The sequence below is a fragment of the Streptomyces sp. NPDC047525 genome, from assembly GCF_040643025.1.
Taxonomy (GTDB): domain Bacteria; phylum Actinomycetota; class Actinomycetes; order Streptomycetales; family Streptomycetaceae; genus Streptomyces; species Streptomyces durmitorensis.
Window position 1 is genome coordinate 104,694 of sequence record NZ_JBEYTL010000001.1, and the last position, 14,198, is coordinate 118,891.

The following is a 14,198-nucleotide window of genomic DNA, read 5'->3' on the forward strand; positions in this document are numbered from 1 at the left end:
GGGGAGCGCCGGCCAGTGCCGGCGCTCCTTCCGTGCGCCATCGGCTGGGGTCAGCACAGAGCACTGGATGAAGACGCCCGCATCATGAACGCGTCTTCGGATACCGGACGAAGAGAACGCCCTGGACCTCGCCGTCCGGTGCGCTGTAGAAGTGCGGGACATCGGCCGGCCAGTGGGCGTGGCCGCCGGGCCCGGCCGTCTGCGGCGCGTCCGGCAGGCCGACGACCGCCGTTCCGGAGAGCACCATCAGGCTCTCCGTGGTGAGCGGGACATGCGCGGCCGACTCCTGGGTCGCGCCCTCGGCGACGGTGACGCGGAAGACGTCCGTGGCCGCTTCCTCGTCCTCGTACCGCTCCAGGAGGACCGCGGTGACGGCGCTGCCGGAGACTCCTCCCGCGCCCGCCGCGACGCCGGGCGCCGGGTCGTCGAGCACGGCGCTGACCGGGCGGCCGAGCGCGGTCGTCAGGGCGTAGAGCGTTTCCAGCGTGGGGTTGCGCCGGCCCGTCTCGAGTTCCGAGAGCGTGCCCTTGCCGACACCCGAGCGGCGCGAGAGCTCCGACAGGGACAGGCCGTCGTCCTGCCGCAGCCGTTTCAGCCTGCGCCCCACCTCGTCGTTCAGACCCATCCGTCCGCTTCCGTCCGTTTCCACGCCCACCGGCGCTTTGACGTGCCGCCACCTGCGTCCTTAGTGTTCCACAAACAGAACGTTCCGTATAAGGAACGCCTGGACCTGTTCTCCTGCCCCCTCCGGAAGTGATGCCCGCATGTCCCCGCTCGCCCGCATACGCGCCATCGCACCACCCTCGGCCGTGGCGGCGGCGCTCATCGCGGTCACCGTCGGGGTGACCAGTGCCGCTGCCCTCGTGTTCACCGCGGCGCGGGCCGCGGGAGCGGATGCGCGGGAGGTCTCTTCGTGGATGCTGGCGCTCGGCGTCGGGATCGCCGTGACCTGCGTGGGTCTTTCGCTGCGGTACAAGGCCCCGATCGTCACCTCCTGGTCGACGCCGGGAGCCGCCCTGCTCGCCACGAGCCTGAGCGGGGTGTCCATGGGCAAGGCCGTGGGCGCGTTCGTGTTCAGCGGCGCGCTGATCGCGGTGAGCGGTCTGACGGGATGGTTCGCGCGGATCATGGACCGGATCCCGGTACCGCTCGCGTCGGCGCTGCTCGGCGGTGTGCTGCTCGATTTCGGGACGGGGCTGTTCTCCCAGATGGGCGGCAGTTTCGCGATCGCGTTTCCGGTGTTCGTGCTCTACCTCCTCGCGCGCCGGCTGCTCCCCCGCTACGCCGTCCTCATCGCGCTCGGCGGCGGGGTCGTCGCCTCCGTCCTCACCGGGGGCTGGCATCTGGAACGGGTCCGTCTTTCGCTCGCGCATCCGGTGTTCACGGCTCCCGAGTTCGACTGGAAGGTACTGATCAGCGTCGGCGTCCCGCTGTTCGTCGTCACCATGGCCTCGCAGAACCTGCCCGGCGTCGCCGTGCTGCGGGGGTCCGGCTACGAGGTGCCCGTCTCGCCCGTCCTGACGTGGACCGGTGCCGTGCAGGCCGTGCTCGCGCCGTTCGGGGCGTTCGGCATCAACCTGGCGGCGATGACCGCCGCGATCTGCACCGGCGAATCGGCCCACCCCGACCGCCGGCAGCGCTACCTCGCAGCCGTGTGGGCGGGCGTCTTCTACCTGTGCGTCGGCCTGCTAGGCGCGACCGTCGCCTCGCTGCTCACCGCGATGCCGCACGCGCTCGTCCTGGCCGTCGCCGGGGTCGGCCTGCTCGCCACGATCGAGGCGTCCCTGGCCAGTGCCCTGTCGGACCCCGCATCCAGGGAGGCGGCCGTCGTCACCTTCCTCGCCACGGCCTCGGGTGTGACGCTGCTCGGCATCGGGTCCGCGTTCTGGGGGCTGCTCGCGGGCGTGCTCACCAGCGTCATCGCGTCAGTGGGACGCCGGCGCCGAGCCGCCGCAGCCGGGCCTGCTCCCGCACCCGTACCCGCCCCGCAGGCGGTCACATCGGCCTCGCGCGCACCTGAGCGAACCTCCGCGTGAACACTGGCCACTGAGGCCAGGGCTCGCATCAGGGTCGATGGAACCGCGCTTCCGGGTAGCGTGCCGAGGGACCATCCAGCAGTCGTGTGTTGCTGCCGCGCAGGTGCTTGTCGACGAATGCGGCGACGTAGGCGCGGGTGACGGCGTCGCTGCGATCGCCGTCCAAGTCCTGGAGCGGCATGCCGAGCTGCTTGGCCAGGGGCGCCAAGTCGGTGAAGGAGAGATGCTCCGTGCCCTCGACGCTCAACCAGCGCTTCCATCCGGCCAGTTCGGTCCACGTCTCGTCCCACGTCGGCTCGGCGCCCGGCACGTGACGAGCCTTTCCCAGCATCAGGAACGGCCGGTCCAGCGGGGTGTCATCGGGGAAGTGGAAATTGCCGTCGATGTTGACCCCGGCCTTGATGCGCGGGTCGCGCAGCATGGCCGGGACCGTGCTGAACCCACCGGCCGAGTGCCCGGCCATGGCCATGCGGTCGGCGTCGATGAGCGTGCCGCCCTTCCACGCAGGTCGCTCCGAGGTGAGTTCGTCGAGCACGAACGAGACGTCCTCGGCCCGGACCGCGCCGACCTTGGGATAGTCCGGGTCCTGGCACACCGCGCAAGGGGTGGTGTGCCCGTCGGGGAACGAGATGCCGCTGGCCTCGTAGTTGTGCCCGATCCCGGCGACGACGTAGCCACGGCTCGCGAGTTCCTCGGCAAGTCCCGTGAGCGTGGCGCGCGGCATGCCGAAGCCCGGGGACAGTACGACGAGGGGCAGCCCGCGCCGAGTTCCAGAAGGCTTGGCATCGGCGGTGGAGTGGGTGATCACTTTGCTGAACAGGTCGGGCGGCAGGCCCAGTTCGTTGGCCTCGATGTACTGCGCGGACTCGGCGGGAGTCATATAGGGGGCGGGTGTGCTGGACGCCCTCACGGCTGGATACCAGAGGGAGACCATCAATTCCCGGGCTACCGACGGCACCCAGGGGTCGGGGCGGCCCTCGTCCTCCAGATGGACGGTGGCCCTGCCGACCGGGTGGCGCCCCGATGGCTCCGGCAACACCAATGCCGTCGTGGGCGACGGGTCCGCTGTGGTGTCGGCAGAGGCAGTCGGCGCGCTCACGGATCCCGCCAGCGCCATGGCTACGGCGGCCCCCACCAGGGATATGCGTCTCACTGAAGTCCTCTCGTCGACCGGTGCCTCCACGCTAGGGACGGCGGGGGCGTTCCCCATCGCCCTGTGGTCCACATCCGGTGAGAGGTACTCACCCCGGGGATTACGTCCCCGGACGGATCCATCCACGCGAGGCGCTTGCGCTCAACCGCCCTGCCTCCCCAGCCCCGCCACCGCCCATTTCGCGCGCGTGGACAGCGGACCGAGCGCCTTCGCCGACTCCTTGCCTATCGAGGCGAGCAGGCGCCGGGCATGCGCCATCGTCGCCCGTGCGAAGTCCTCGTCAGCCGCGTCGATCGCGGCCAGCGTCAGCTCCAGGTGCTGCTCCGTGATGAGCCGGCCGAGCCCTCGCCGGTGCCACTGATCCACCGTTCCGTCCGGGGCGGCCCCCTCCGCGCCGACCGCCTCCCGAGCCCGCTTCAACGCGCGCCCCGCTGCGGCGAGGTCGCCCTTGAGGCGCTCCAGACGGGCAAGGACGTACGCCTCCGAGGCCCGCTCCCACCCTGTGTCCTGGAGTGAGACAAGGAAGAACTGGGCGCGCGCCGCCTGCGCGTGGTCGCCGATGCGCTCCAGCGCGCGGCTCAGCTCCCGGAGGCGGTCCGCGTGCGGGCCCGTGTCGTCCAGCATGCGGATGAGTGCGACCCGGGCGTGCTCGACGTGCCCCTGCCGGTGGGCCAGTTCGACCCAGGTGAACTCGCTCTCCGCGGCCACGTCGCGTCCGAACCGCCTCGCCTCCTCCGCGCGGGACCATTCCCGTGCTCCGAGACCGTCGGTGACGTGCCCTGCGGCGGCCGAGCGCAGCAGCGGGACATCCTCGTCCCGCCCGTGCGACGCCACCAACACCGCGGCGAGGCGCCGTTCCTCGAACCACTCGGTGCGCTCGGCGCTCTCGCACTCCAACAGGAACCGCAGCAGTGGCAGGTCGCCCTGACCCCGGTCGAACTGCGCCGCCCGCAGCACACCTGCCCGCAGCACCGGATCGGCCGCTGCCGCGTCGCGGGCGCCCAGGTCGCCGGTGCGCATCCGATCCAGGGTCTCCCGTCCTGGCCGGAGCACGAACTCCCGCAGCGGACGGCGGTAGGACTCGTGCAGTCGATACGCCAGAAGGTCACGGGAGTTGAGCAGGACGTGGTCCGGCTCGGTACGCCCGGCGGCCGACTCCATCAGCGCGAAGAGCTCCACCAAAGGCCGCTCCGGAAGGCCGAGGCCACTGATCAACGCCACTCGCTGCGCGTCCAGGTCGGGGGCGAACTCCTCGCGCGCCTCGTCGTCCGCCGCGCGCACGTGGGCACGAAGGCCCTCCTCGTCCAGCTCTGAGGTCAGCTCCTCGCACCACTCGGGCAGCCGGACGAGCATCTCGAGCGCCTCGGTGACGCTGTCGGCGATGAGCACGGCGTCCCCTTCGGACGACGCGTGGAGCACGGCCGATCCCGCGCAGAGAAAGTACGTGCCGCCGGTGTCGTCGCCGGCGATCGGCTCCAACGACGCACCGGAGGCCAGGTGCACGTCCTCGACGTGATACGCACGGCTCACATCGAAGTTGAAGGGGAACGCGGCCAGTTCGGCCAGGTCGGCCCGGGTCCGCAAGAGCTCCAGAACACGATCGGTCATACGTCCGCACCCTAGCGCCGTGATCGCCGAGGACCGCGAGACGGCCAGGTACGCCCTTCGTCCCGGAGCGGATCCCCGACGTTCGGCGGCGGCGCCTACGGCGTCGTCAGGGCTGCGCTCGCCCACTCGGCACGCAGCGCCTTCTTGTCCACCTTGCCGACCTTGGTCGTCGGCAGCCGGTCCAGCAGGACCGTCTTCCGGGGCGTGTACAGGTCTCCCAGCTCGGCGGTCACCGCCGCGCCGACCGTGATCGGGTCGACGTCGGCGCCATCGGCCGTGGCCAGGAAGATCTGCACGGCCTCCCCGAACTCCTCGTCCGGCACGCCGAGCGCCGCCGCGTTGCGCACCCCGGGGATCGTGAGCAGGAAGTCCTCGAGGACTCGGGAGTAGACGTTGTCGCTGGTGCTGCCGGTGACGATGATGTCCTTGGCCCGGTCGACGAGATAGAGGTATCCCTCGGCGTCGAGGTAGCCCATGTCCCCGGTGCGCAGCCAGCCGTCGCGCAGCGCCTCCGCGGTGCGCTCCGGGTCCTCGTAGTAGCCGAGCATCACGGCCTTGCCCCGGACACACACCTCGCCGACCTGCCGGACGGGCAGCGCGGTCACACCGTCATCGGCACGGATCTCGATCTGGGTGTCGGATATCGCGCGACCGCAGCTGCGCCAGAGCTCGGGGCGACGGGCTCCTTCCGAGGCGAGATCCTCCGCGCCGAAGGCGGCGATGCCGAGCGCCTCCGACTGCCCGTAGCCCTGGCTGAGCACGGGTCCGAAGACCTCGACCGTCTGCTGCAGCCGGCTGGGCGACGAAGCCGCGCCGCCGACGACGATGCGCCGCAGCGCGGGGAGGACGCCCGGCACGCACTCCGGGTGGTCGAGGAGCGCGTACAGCATGGGCGGTACGAACATGGTGGCGGTGATCCGCTCCTCGCGCAGTACCGCCAGCGCCGCGCCCGCCTCGAACTCGGGCAGCACGACGAGGACGGACCCTGTCACCAGCGCCTGGATCGAGGTGAGATGGCCGCTGCCGTGCGTGAGCAGTGTGGCGGCGAGCACCCGGTCCGTGTCCGCGTCCATGGTCGGGAAGAAGGCGGATCCGGAGTCCTCCGGGGCGCCGTCCGCGAGGTCCACCACCGTGTCGTAGAGCCGGTGGGTGTGCGCGGCGAGCTTGGGATGGCCCAGGGTGCCGCCGGTGTAGAGAACGGTGACGGCCTCGTCAGCTCCCGGGGCGGGCACGCCCTCGGGGCGCGCCGTGGGGCACTCGGCCGCCAGGGTCAGCAGGTCCGTGCACGGCAGTTCGCAGGGCCCGAGGCTCAGCAGTACAGGCGCGTGGACGCTGCGTCCCGCGGCGTCGGCGGCCCGCCCGGCGAAGACCGGGTCGGTGACCACGGCGCGCGCCCGGGACTGCTCGACCAGTGCGGCGAGCTCGCCGGGGCCCGGTTCAGGCGGCAGGAACACGACGCGGCAGCCGATGAGATGGACGGCGAGCTGCACCAGGACGGAGTCCACGCGATTGGCCAGGAACAGTCCCACTCCGTCGCCGGGTTCCAGTCCCTGCCGGCGCAGCGCGTGCCCCAGACCGAACAGCCGCCGCCGAGCCTCACCCCGGGTCAGCCGCTGCGCACCCTGGACGAGCGCTTCGGCATCCTCGTCCTTGTTCCAGTGCTCCAGGATGCGGTCCACGTACGTCTGCTGCTCGGATGTTTGCTGTGCGGTAATGATCATGGACACATGCAAACATGCCACTCAGAATCCATGGTCGCACAGGGGTCAACTTCGGCCATCAGCAGGCGGAGTACCATGCCCTACCGTCGAAAGGCAGGCCCACTGATGCAGTTCACCGTCATGGGCGGGCAAAGTGACCCGCAGTACGTCGTCGAGGACGACCGGTTCTCGGCTCTCTTCATGCTGGGCGCCGACGACCGCGCCGAGGACGTCGAGAACGTCGACGTCGAGCTCCGCCTGCCCGACGGAACGAGGTGGAGTGCCACCTTCATGACGCTCCGCGAGATCGCCGAGGTCATGGACCGCTGGAAGCAGACGGGCGAATGCGCGGGCGGCGCGTTCTTCCAGTGCCCCGACCTCGTCATCGTCCCGACCGGAGGGGTCGACGCGATGATGGCGTCCCTTCGCGGAATCATGGACGCCGGTGGCCCTGAGGGAATCCTGCCCGAACTGGACTGAGCGGCAGCGCGCCGGAGGCCCCACTCACAGGTAGGCGCGCGCCTGGAGCCCGTACATCTGCGCGTAGAGGCCGCCTCGCCTCAGCAGTTCCTCGTGCGTGCCCGTCTCGGCGACCCGTCCGTGGTCGAGCACGACGATGAGGTCGGCGCTGCGTACGGTCGAGAAGCGGTGCGAGACCAGCAGCGTGACCGTGTCCGGGCGGCCGCCGTCCGGCCGGGGTCGGCGCGCGGCCTCGATGTAGCGCTCGAAGATGACGTGCTCGGTCTCCGCGTCCAGGGACGCGGTCGGCTCGTCCAGGATGCGCAGGAGCGGGTCCTGCCGCATCAGGGCACGCGCGAGCGCCAGCTTCTGCCACTGGCCCGTCGACACGTCGGTCCCGCGCTCCCAGCGGCTGCCCAGCTGGGATTCCAGACCGTCCGGCAGCGTGCCGGGCAGGTCGGTGGCCCCGGCCCGGCCGAGCGCTCCGACGACCGCCCGCGGGTCGGCGATCCGCAACAGATCCCCGACACCGACCGCCTCGCGGAGGACGAACTCGAAGCGTGCGAAGTCCTCGAAGGCGGCTCCGAGACGCTCGCGCCACTGCTCCGGCGCCAGGGCGTCGAGACGCACCCCGTCGACCGTGATCCGGCCCAGCGTCGGCTCGTACATCCGGCACAACAGCTTGACCAGGGTGGTCTTTCCGGAGCCGTTCTCACCGACCAGGGCCACCACTCCCCCGGCCGGTAGCCGCAGATCGACGTCTCGCAGTGTCATCGCCGCCGTGCCCGGATAGCGGAAGGTCAGCCCCTCCACGGCAATGCCCTGCCGCAGCACCGACGGCACGGCAGCCCAAGCGGTGCCCGAAGCCGTCGTGGGGGAAGCGGCGGTCACCGCAGGCGCCGGATTCGCCCGCTCCGCGTAGGTCCGCAGCCAGCGCAACCGCTCGGCGCTCTGCAGGAGTTCGACGACGGCCCCCGTGGCCTGCACGAGTCCGCCGACATGACCGGTGAACCGTCCCGCCAGGACGACGGCGAGCAGGACCGCGCCCAGGCTGGTGTGACCGGTCACCGCGAGCTGCACGACGAAGGCGACCGCTCCGATCAGGCCGAGCGAGTTGAGCAGTCCCGCCGCGCAGCCGATCGCGGCGAACCGCCACTGGGCCCGGCTCGCGACGCCGTCCGCGCGGCTGCGCAACTCGCCCACCCTGGACCACAGTTCGGGCCCGGCTTCGAAGACGCGCAGTTCCTTGCCCGCCTCCGGTGAGGTGGCAAGGCGGGCGAGGCGCGCGGCGAGCCGGTAGTCGACCGCCGTCGCCTCTTGGGCGCGGGCGATGACGCCGCGGGCGGAAATCTGCAGGCGCAGGGCGAGCGCCCCGATGAGCGGCAGCACCAGCAGGGCGGGGTGGACGGTGGCGAGGAGCGCGGCGGTCACCAGGAAGCCGCCGAGCTGTTCGAGCAGGTTGAGCACCCAGTTGAGCAGCGCTCCCATGGCCAGGGTGCGGTCGCGCAGCAGGTGGAGCCGGTCCTGGAACGCGGGCGACTCCTGGTGGCGGAGCCCGGGGATGCCCGCGGCGATGCGGGCCAGCAACCGGTCGAAGGCGAAGCCCACGCGCTCACTGAGCCCGATCCTGGCGCCGATGGCCGCCAGTTCGACCGCCTCCCACACCCCGAGGCTCACCACCAGCAGGAGCGCCGCCGTCAACGTGGACTCCAGCAGCTCCTGTTGTGCGCCCTCGGCCATGGACCGCAGCCACAGGGCCTGCAGAGCCGCGAGTCCGGCCGCGGCGGGCACGAGCAGCAGCCCGAGCACGGCGAGTTTCCACGACTCCCGGAAGGACTCGGCGACCAGGGTGCGCAGCGCGTCGAGCACGCTGCGCCAACCGCTTTCGGACATCTCAGGAGAGTCGCCGCCGCCGGGGCCGTCCGGCGTCTCGTCCTCCGGCCGGGGCGACGCCACCGATGCCTTCGGTGGCAACGCCACGGGTTCGCAGGCAGGAGCACGATCGTCCCGGGCGCCCGCACCAGCTCCGCCTCCATCACCCCGGCCCGCATCATCGTCGACGAATCGCTCCGCCTGCAGCCGGTACATCCGGGCGTACTTGCCGCCGAGCGCCATCAGCGCGTCGTGCGTGCCGCTCTCCACGATCCGCCCGCCGTCCATGACGTGGATGAGACCGGCCCTGCGTACGCCTGAGAAGCGGTGCGAGACCAGGACCGTGGTGGCGCCCCCGCTGACCGTCAGGAAACGGTCGAAGAAGTCGGCCTCCGCCCGCGCGTCGAGATGTGCGGTGGGCTCGTCGAGGACGAGCACCGCGCCCGAGCGTGCGGCCAGGAGCGCACGGGCGAGCGCGACCCGCTGCCACTGACCGGCGGACAGGTCGGCACCGCCCGCGAACTGCCGGGAGAGCACGGTGTCCCAGCCCGCGCCGAGCCCGCGGGGCAGCTCGCCGCCGTCGGCAAGTTCCAGGGCGCGCTCCAGGGCGTCCGGGTCGCCGCCGATGTCCGGTGCGCCCATCGCCACGTTGTCGCGCAGCGTCAGCGGATACTTCACGAAGTCCTGGAAGACGACGGAGATTCCTCGGCGCCACTGCCGCGCGTCGCACTCCCGTACGTCCGCGCCGTCCGCCGTGATGCGCCCGGCATCCGGCTCGTACAGCCGCGCGAGGAGCTTGATCAGCGTCGTCTTGCCGCATCCGTTCGCCCCGACGATCGCCACGGAGGCCCCGGCCGGGATCTGAAGATCGAGCCCGCGCAGGACGGGCTTGGTCGTGCCGGGATAGGTGAAGTCCACGGATTCGAAGGCGATGCGGCCGTGGGCTGCCGGAGCCCGGCCGTTGATGTGACCGCTGCGGGCCGGACTCTGTCCGTCGGCGCGGAAACCACCCCGGTCGCCGACAGCAGGGCCCGGCACGTCACCCCGGGCCCTGCTGTCGGCGGTCCCCCGCAACTCCAGCGCGGCGAGCGACCTCAGCCCCAGCAGCGCGTCACGCACCATGAGGTCGTCGTCGCCGACCCAGCCGAGCGCGGGCAGCGCGAGCGCCGCCTGGGCGCTGATCACGAGCTGGGTGAGCCCGAGGTCGCCGCGCGCGGCGGCGAAGGCCGCGTACCCCAGGACCACGCCCTCCGCGAGGACCACGAACGCCACGGCCCCATAGGCTCGCCGCGCGGCTTCTCCTCTACTGGCCCAGACCCTGGCCATGCCCGACTGCCAGACGGCCGTCATCCGGTCGGCGAGCCAGTCACCGAGCCCGAAGACGCGTATCTCCTTGGCGGGCTCGGGATCCACGGCAAGTGACCGCAGATAGCCCGCCCTTCGGATCACCGCGCTCGCCGACTCCATGCTGCCGTGCACCTGGCGCGACAGCCGCAGGTAGGAGCGGTAGGTCAGCACCGCCGCGAGCCCGAGCAGGACAGGCGCCCACCAGGCGAGCGGCGCCAACAGGACGAGGAGACCGATTCCTTCGAGCCTCGGGCGCACGATCTCGGGCAGCAGGGAGGCGAGTTGGTCCGGCCGGGTGCCCTGTTCGGTGGCCAGGCGCAGGGTGTCGGCGTAGCCCGGCTCTTCGAGGTGTCCGATGCCGTCCGGACCGGTCCCGGCCGCGATGGCCCGGTCCTCCACCACGCTGGCCGCACGCAGCCGCAGTACCGCCGCGAGCCCGCTGTCCAGGGCGCGCAGTCCCGTGCGTACGAGGGTCAGCGCGCCGAAGGCGATCAGGGCGGCCAGTGCGCGCCGGGCGGCGGCCGACCCGGCGCCCGCATCGACGGCGCCGGGCAGCTCGCCCACGAGCCGCCCGGTCGCGACCACGATGAGCGGGCCGGTGAGCGCCCCGCAGACCACGGTCACGGCGAGTGCGACGGTGTGCCGGGGCCCGGCTCGCCACAGCAGCCGCACTGCTGCCGTCCATTCCTGCCACGTACGCATTCCGGCCTCCTGAGCCGCGCGCCACCGCTGGGAGCTCGATGCTCACAGAGGAGCCGGGCGGCGGGGGGACGGTCCCGGTCGCGACCGGACGCCGCCGGTCGCGCGCCGAGCCGTGCCGCGAGGCCGACGGCCCGCAGAGGCGGCGCACGGGCAGCGGCTCAGCTTCCGGCGAGGCCCAGCCGGCCTGCGTTGACGCCGGCCTGGAATCGCGAGTCGGCCGCCAGAGCCGTCATCAGATCGGCGACCCGCCTGCGGTAGGTCCGCACGGACATGCCGACGCTGCGCGCGCCCACGGCGTCGGTGAGTCCGGCAGCGAGCGCCCGCAGCACGGCGAGCGAGTCGGCGTCCAGGCCCTCGGTCTCGCGCCGCAGGTAGTCCGCGAGAGGCGTGCCCGCGTCCCACGTGGCGCACATCAGGGCGTGGACGCCACCGACGAGGGCCGGTGCGGTCGTGATCGTGAACTCGCGGCCGCGTGCGCCACCGCGGCCGGCGAGGATCATCACCCGGCGGTCGATGATGATCGTCTCGTGCGGCAGTGCCGCGGCCCGGACGCGCACCTGGCCGCCGGCGGCCTCGATGTCGAACAGGTGCAACCGCTGTCCCTCGTCGGCCAGTACGGCAGGTGTGTAGAGCTTGCGTACGACCATGCCGTCGGCGGTCCGGGGGCGCAGGCGACGCACGACCGACTCTCTGGCCTCGGGCCGCGTCCAGGTGTGCAGGTCGTTGGCGGCGCAGAAGAACTCCCGCGTCGTCTCGCCGAAGAGCTGGGCGGTCAGCGCGGCCAACTGCCTCTCGCCGTGCACTGTCTGCGTGGTGTGGTCGGTCACCCTCCCAGTCTTACGCACGCTCGTGGCAAAACGTTGCCATCCGGTCCTCGATCGGGCCTCGCGGGGCGAGGGTGGGGACATGACCACACAGATCACGGCCGCTGCGAGCGGCCAGTTCATGCTGGGCGGCGACCGCCGCGTCAACCGCCTGGGCTTCGGCGCGATGCGCCTGGCGGCAGGCACGTTCACCGGGCCGGCACGCGACCCGCAGACCGGTGTCGCGGTCCTGCGGCAGGCGGTCGAGGCAGGTGTCGACCACATCGACACGGCCGGTTTCTACGCCCGGGGCGAGGTGAGCGCCAACCACCTGATCCGCACGGCTCTCGCGCCCTACCCGGCCGAGCTGTTGATCGCCACCAAGGTCGGCCCGCTGCGTGGCGCGGACGGCATGCCCACCGGCCAGGCCGGGCCCGAGCAGCTGCGCGGTCTTGTGACCGAGGATCTGCGCGCTCTCGGTCTCGACCGCCTCGACCTCGTCTACCTGCGGGTCGGGGGCATGAGCGAGCCGGGCGGCGAGAGCTTGGCCGACCGGTTCGCGGCCCTGGCGGAACTGCGCGACGAGGGTCTGATCCGGCATCTGGGGGTCAGCAACGTCGATGCGGCGCAGCTCGACGAGGCGCGGGGCGTCGCACCGGTCGTCGCGGTGCAGAACCAGTACCACGTGCACCACCCCGATGACGCCGCCGTGCTGGCGCGCTGCGAGGAGCACGGCATCGCCTACGTGCCGTTCTTTCCTCTCGGTGGCGGCTTCGACCCGATCGAGCACGGCCGCCTCACGCAGGTCGCCAAGAGGCACGAGGCGACCACCGCGCAGGTTGCCCTCGCCTGGTTGCTCGCGAACTCACCGAACATGCTGGCCATCCCGGGCACCGGCTCACCCGACCACCTCGCCGAGAACCTCGCCGCGGCCGGACTGCGCCTGGACGCCGCCGACCTCGCCGAACTGACCGGCTGACCCCGGCTGACCGCCTGATGGCCTGAACTGTCACGGAGCGCTGCCGCGGCCGGTGGCCTGTCGACTCACGGCAAGGTCACCGGCTCGCGCTTGTGAAGGACGGGCGAATCATCCCGCAGCTTCGTGCCGCTTTCTCAGCGCCTCGGCGAGCGCCGCGCGGATCGCGCTGGGCAGCGGCTCGCCCTCCGTCGTGGCGATCAGCTCTTCGGCCACTGCCCGCAGTTTGGTGTTGGAGTTCTGCGACACCTCGACCAGAATCCCCCACGCCTCATCCGCGGTACACGGGCCGAGCGACATCAGCATGCCCCGCGCCTGGTCTATGGCGGGATGGGACTCCAGGGCGCGATGAAGGTCGTTCACCTCGGTGCGCAGCGCCTTGATCTCGGCAGCCTCTTCCGCGCAGTCATCTTCGGGAGCCTGTCGCACGGGGTCGCGATGGCGTTTCAGTGCCGGTGTGTTGAGGGAGTCCGATGAGGAAGCCACCCGCTCTGCCTCTCGTCTGCTCACGCCGCCTCTGTCGGGCCGGCAGGACCGCTGATGAGGTGAGCATCGCAGATCCCACACATTCATGGCCAGAGTTTGTTGTTTCCGTGCATGCGGCAGCGCCGGTGGCTGTCTGTCCCAACCGACCGGCGCCTACGTCGCACAGCGCTGTGCCTTCGCTGTGATCGAGTAGCCATCTCCATTGATCTCAAACAGGTGCAGTGCCCACTGGCGGCTCGAACGGGCACTGCTTGTTCGCTTGTTCGCGTGTTCGACCACCCCTGGTGCCACACCGATTTCGGGCGTAGACCACCTCAACAGCACCCCTACGGCCGGGGGTGCACGCTAGCGTCGCGGCAACGCACTGTTTGGCGGGAGGGGCAGGGATGCGGCGCTCGGCCGGGCATTACGCGCTGCTGCGGCACGTGGCTGACATGCAGCGCACAACTGATGGATGGGCCACGGCAGGGCCCGGACTTGATGAACGCACCACGGGCCCCCTGCTGAGGCTCGGGCTGCTTCGGGCGGCACCCCGCGAGACCCGCGAGGATCAGGCCGAGCTGCCCGCGCGGGCCGGTCCGCCGGCCCCGTGGGCGGTGCAATTGACGGACGACGGGTGGGATGCGCTCCTCTACGCAGAGGTGCGGGCCGCTCCGTCGACCGCCGAGGCCCCCTCGCCCGGACTGCAGCAAGTGGGTCTGCGCCGCTCGGAGCTGGACACCCTGAGGCGGTTCCTCGCGCTGCGCGGGCGACTCCGGCACGCCCCCGCGTCGGGTCTGGAGTCGGCTGTGGACGCGGCCCGCTTCAACGCGGCGTCCAACCGGTGGGTCGTGTACGTGAGCGGTGAGCAGATGGAGTCGATGGCGCGCGCGTTCTTCCTGGAGCGGCTCGGCGGGTCGGCGGCGCCCGCCAACCGGTTCGCCCGCGTGTACGGGGTGAGCTATGAGCCGCCTCCTCATGACGCCGGAGCCACTGCGACCTGCGGGTGAAGGATGGCGGGTGACGGATGGCGGGTGACGGGTGGCGGGAGTGCGCCGGTGCGCGATCTATAAGCTG

General features: G+C 71.6%; 11 protein-coding genes. 4 read left to right on the forward strand and 7 right to left on the reverse strand.

The genetic code is table 11. The features are described 5' to 3' along the window. Positions 1–82 precede the first annotated feature (82 nt). Positions 83–625, reverse strand: a complete 543-nt coding sequence (locus ABZ833_RS00465; protein WP_361039020.1) for an XRE family transcriptional regulator — start codon at positions 623–625, stop codon at positions 83–85. A gap of 139 nt (positions 626–764) precedes the next feature. Here ABZ833_RS00465 and ABZ833_RS00470 point away from each other — a divergent pair, with 139 nt between their 5' ends. Beyond that, a complete protein-coding gene (locus ABZ833_RS00470) occupies positions 765–2,036 on the forward strand; it encodes a benzoate/H(+) symporter BenE family transporter (RefSeq protein WP_361039022.1) in 1,272 nt (423 codons plus the stop codon). A 28-nt stretch (positions 2,037–2,064) separates the two neighbouring features. Here the strand turns inward: ABZ833_RS00470 and ABZ833_RS00475 are convergent, their stop codons facing one another. The 3 genes from ABZ833_RS00475 to ABZ833_RS00485 all read right to left on the reverse strand — a co-directional run bounded on the left by ABZ833_RS00475 (position 2,065) and on the right by ABZ833_RS00485 (position 6,518). Continuing rightward, positions 2,065–3,189 (reverse strand): alpha/beta hydrolase, encoded by a 1,125-nt coding sequence (locus ABZ833_RS00475; protein WP_361039025.1) that lies wholly within the window; start codon positions 3,187–3,189, stop codon positions 2,065–2,067. 141 nt (positions 3,190–3,330) lie between these two features. Continuing rightward, positions 3,331–4,797, reverse strand: a complete 1,467-nt coding sequence (locus tag ABZ833_RS00480; RefSeq protein ID WP_361039027.1) for a hypothetical protein — start codon at positions 4,795–4,797, stop codon at positions 3,331–3,333. 95 nt (positions 4,798–4,892) lie between these two features. Continuing rightward, positions 4,893–6,518, reverse strand: coding sequence for an AMP-binding protein (locus ABZ833_RS00485; protein ID WP_361039030.1), 1,626 nt, complete (start codon positions 6,516–6,518; stop codon positions 4,893–4,895). A 75-nt stretch (positions 6,519–6,593) separates the two neighbouring features. On the opposite strand from ABZ833_RS00485, the gene ABZ833_RS00490 reads away from it, so the two are divergent. Beyond that, the gene (locus ABZ833_RS00490; protein ID WP_361039032.1) at positions 6,594–6,977 is read left to right on the forward strand and encodes a hypothetical protein; all 384 of its coding nucleotides are present in this window, start codon (positions 6,594–6,596) and stop codon (positions 6,975–6,977) included. Positions 6,978–7,001: 24 nt separating this feature from the next. Here the strand turns inward: ABZ833_RS00490 and ABZ833_RS00495 are convergent, their stop codons facing one another. Further along, entirely contained in the window at positions 7,002–10,877 is a 3,876-nt protein-coding gene (locus ABZ833_RS00495) for an ATP-binding cassette domain-containing protein (RefSeq protein ID WP_361039034.1), read from the reverse strand. 158 nt (positions 10,878–11,035) lie between these two features. Then, complete coding sequence (locus ABZ833_RS00500; RefSeq protein WP_361039036.1) at positions 11,036–11,704, reverse strand: DNA-binding response regulator; 669 nt, start codon at positions 11,702–11,704, stop codon at positions 11,036–11,038. Between the two features lie 79 nt (positions 11,705–11,783). Between ABZ833_RS00500 and ABZ833_RS00505 the strand changes: the two genes are divergently transcribed. Then, the gene (locus tag ABZ833_RS00505) at positions 11,784–12,659 is read left to right on the forward strand and encodes an oxidoreductase (protein WP_361039039.1); all 876 of its coding nucleotides are present in this window, start codon (positions 11,784–11,786) and stop codon (positions 12,657–12,659) included. Positions 12,660–12,767: 108 nt separating this feature from the next. Here ABZ833_RS00505 and ABZ833_RS00510 read toward each other — a convergent pair whose 3' ends face one another. Further along, positions 12,768–13,166, reverse strand: coding sequence for an ANTAR domain-containing protein (locus ABZ833_RS00510; protein ID WP_361039041.1), 399 nt, complete (start codon positions 13,164–13,166; stop codon positions 12,768–12,770). Between the two features lie 362 nt (positions 13,167–13,528). On the opposite strand from ABZ833_RS00510, the gene ABZ833_RS00515 reads away from it, so the two are divergent. After that, positions 13,529–14,131: a DUF6417 family protein gene (locus ABZ833_RS00515; protein WP_361039043.1), complete on the forward strand. Its 603-nt coding sequence runs from the start codon at positions 13,529–13,531 to the stop codon at positions 14,129–14,131. Positions 14,132–14,198: the final 67 nt, after the last annotated feature.

Bases quoted from the DNA above. Each gene is read 5' to 3' on its own strand.
- ABZ833_RS00465 (WP_361039020.1), bottom strand. From the start codon at position 625: ATGGGTCTGAACGACGAGGTGGGGCGCAGGCTGAAACGGCTGCGGCAG.
- ABZ833_RS00470 (WP_361039022.1), top strand. From the start codon at position 765: ATGTCCCCGCTCGCCCGCATACGCGCCATCGCACCACCCTCGGCCGTG.
- ABZ833_RS00480 (WP_361039027.1), bottom strand. From the start codon at position 4,797: ATGACCGATCGTGTTCTGGAGCTCTTGCGGACCCGGGCCGACCTGGCC.
- ABZ833_RS00485 (WP_361039030.1), bottom strand. From the start codon at position 6,518: ATGATCATTACCGCACAGCAAACATCCGAGCAGCAGACGTACGTGGAC.
- ABZ833_RS00490 (WP_361039032.1), top strand. From the start codon at position 6,594: ATGCCCTACCGTCGAAAGGCAGGCCCACTGATGCAGTTCACCGTCATG.
- ABZ833_RS00495 (WP_361039034.1), bottom strand. From the start codon at position 10,877: ATGCGTACGTGGCAGGAATGGACGGCAGCAGTGCGGCTGCTGTGGCGA.
- ABZ833_RS00505 (WP_361039039.1), top strand. From the start codon at position 11,784: ATGACCACACAGATCACGGCCGCTGCGAGCGGCCAGTTCATGCTGGGC.
- ABZ833_RS00515 (WP_361039043.1), top strand. From the start codon at position 13,529: ATGCGGCGCTCGGCCGGGCATTACGCGCTGCTGCGGCACGTGGCTGAC.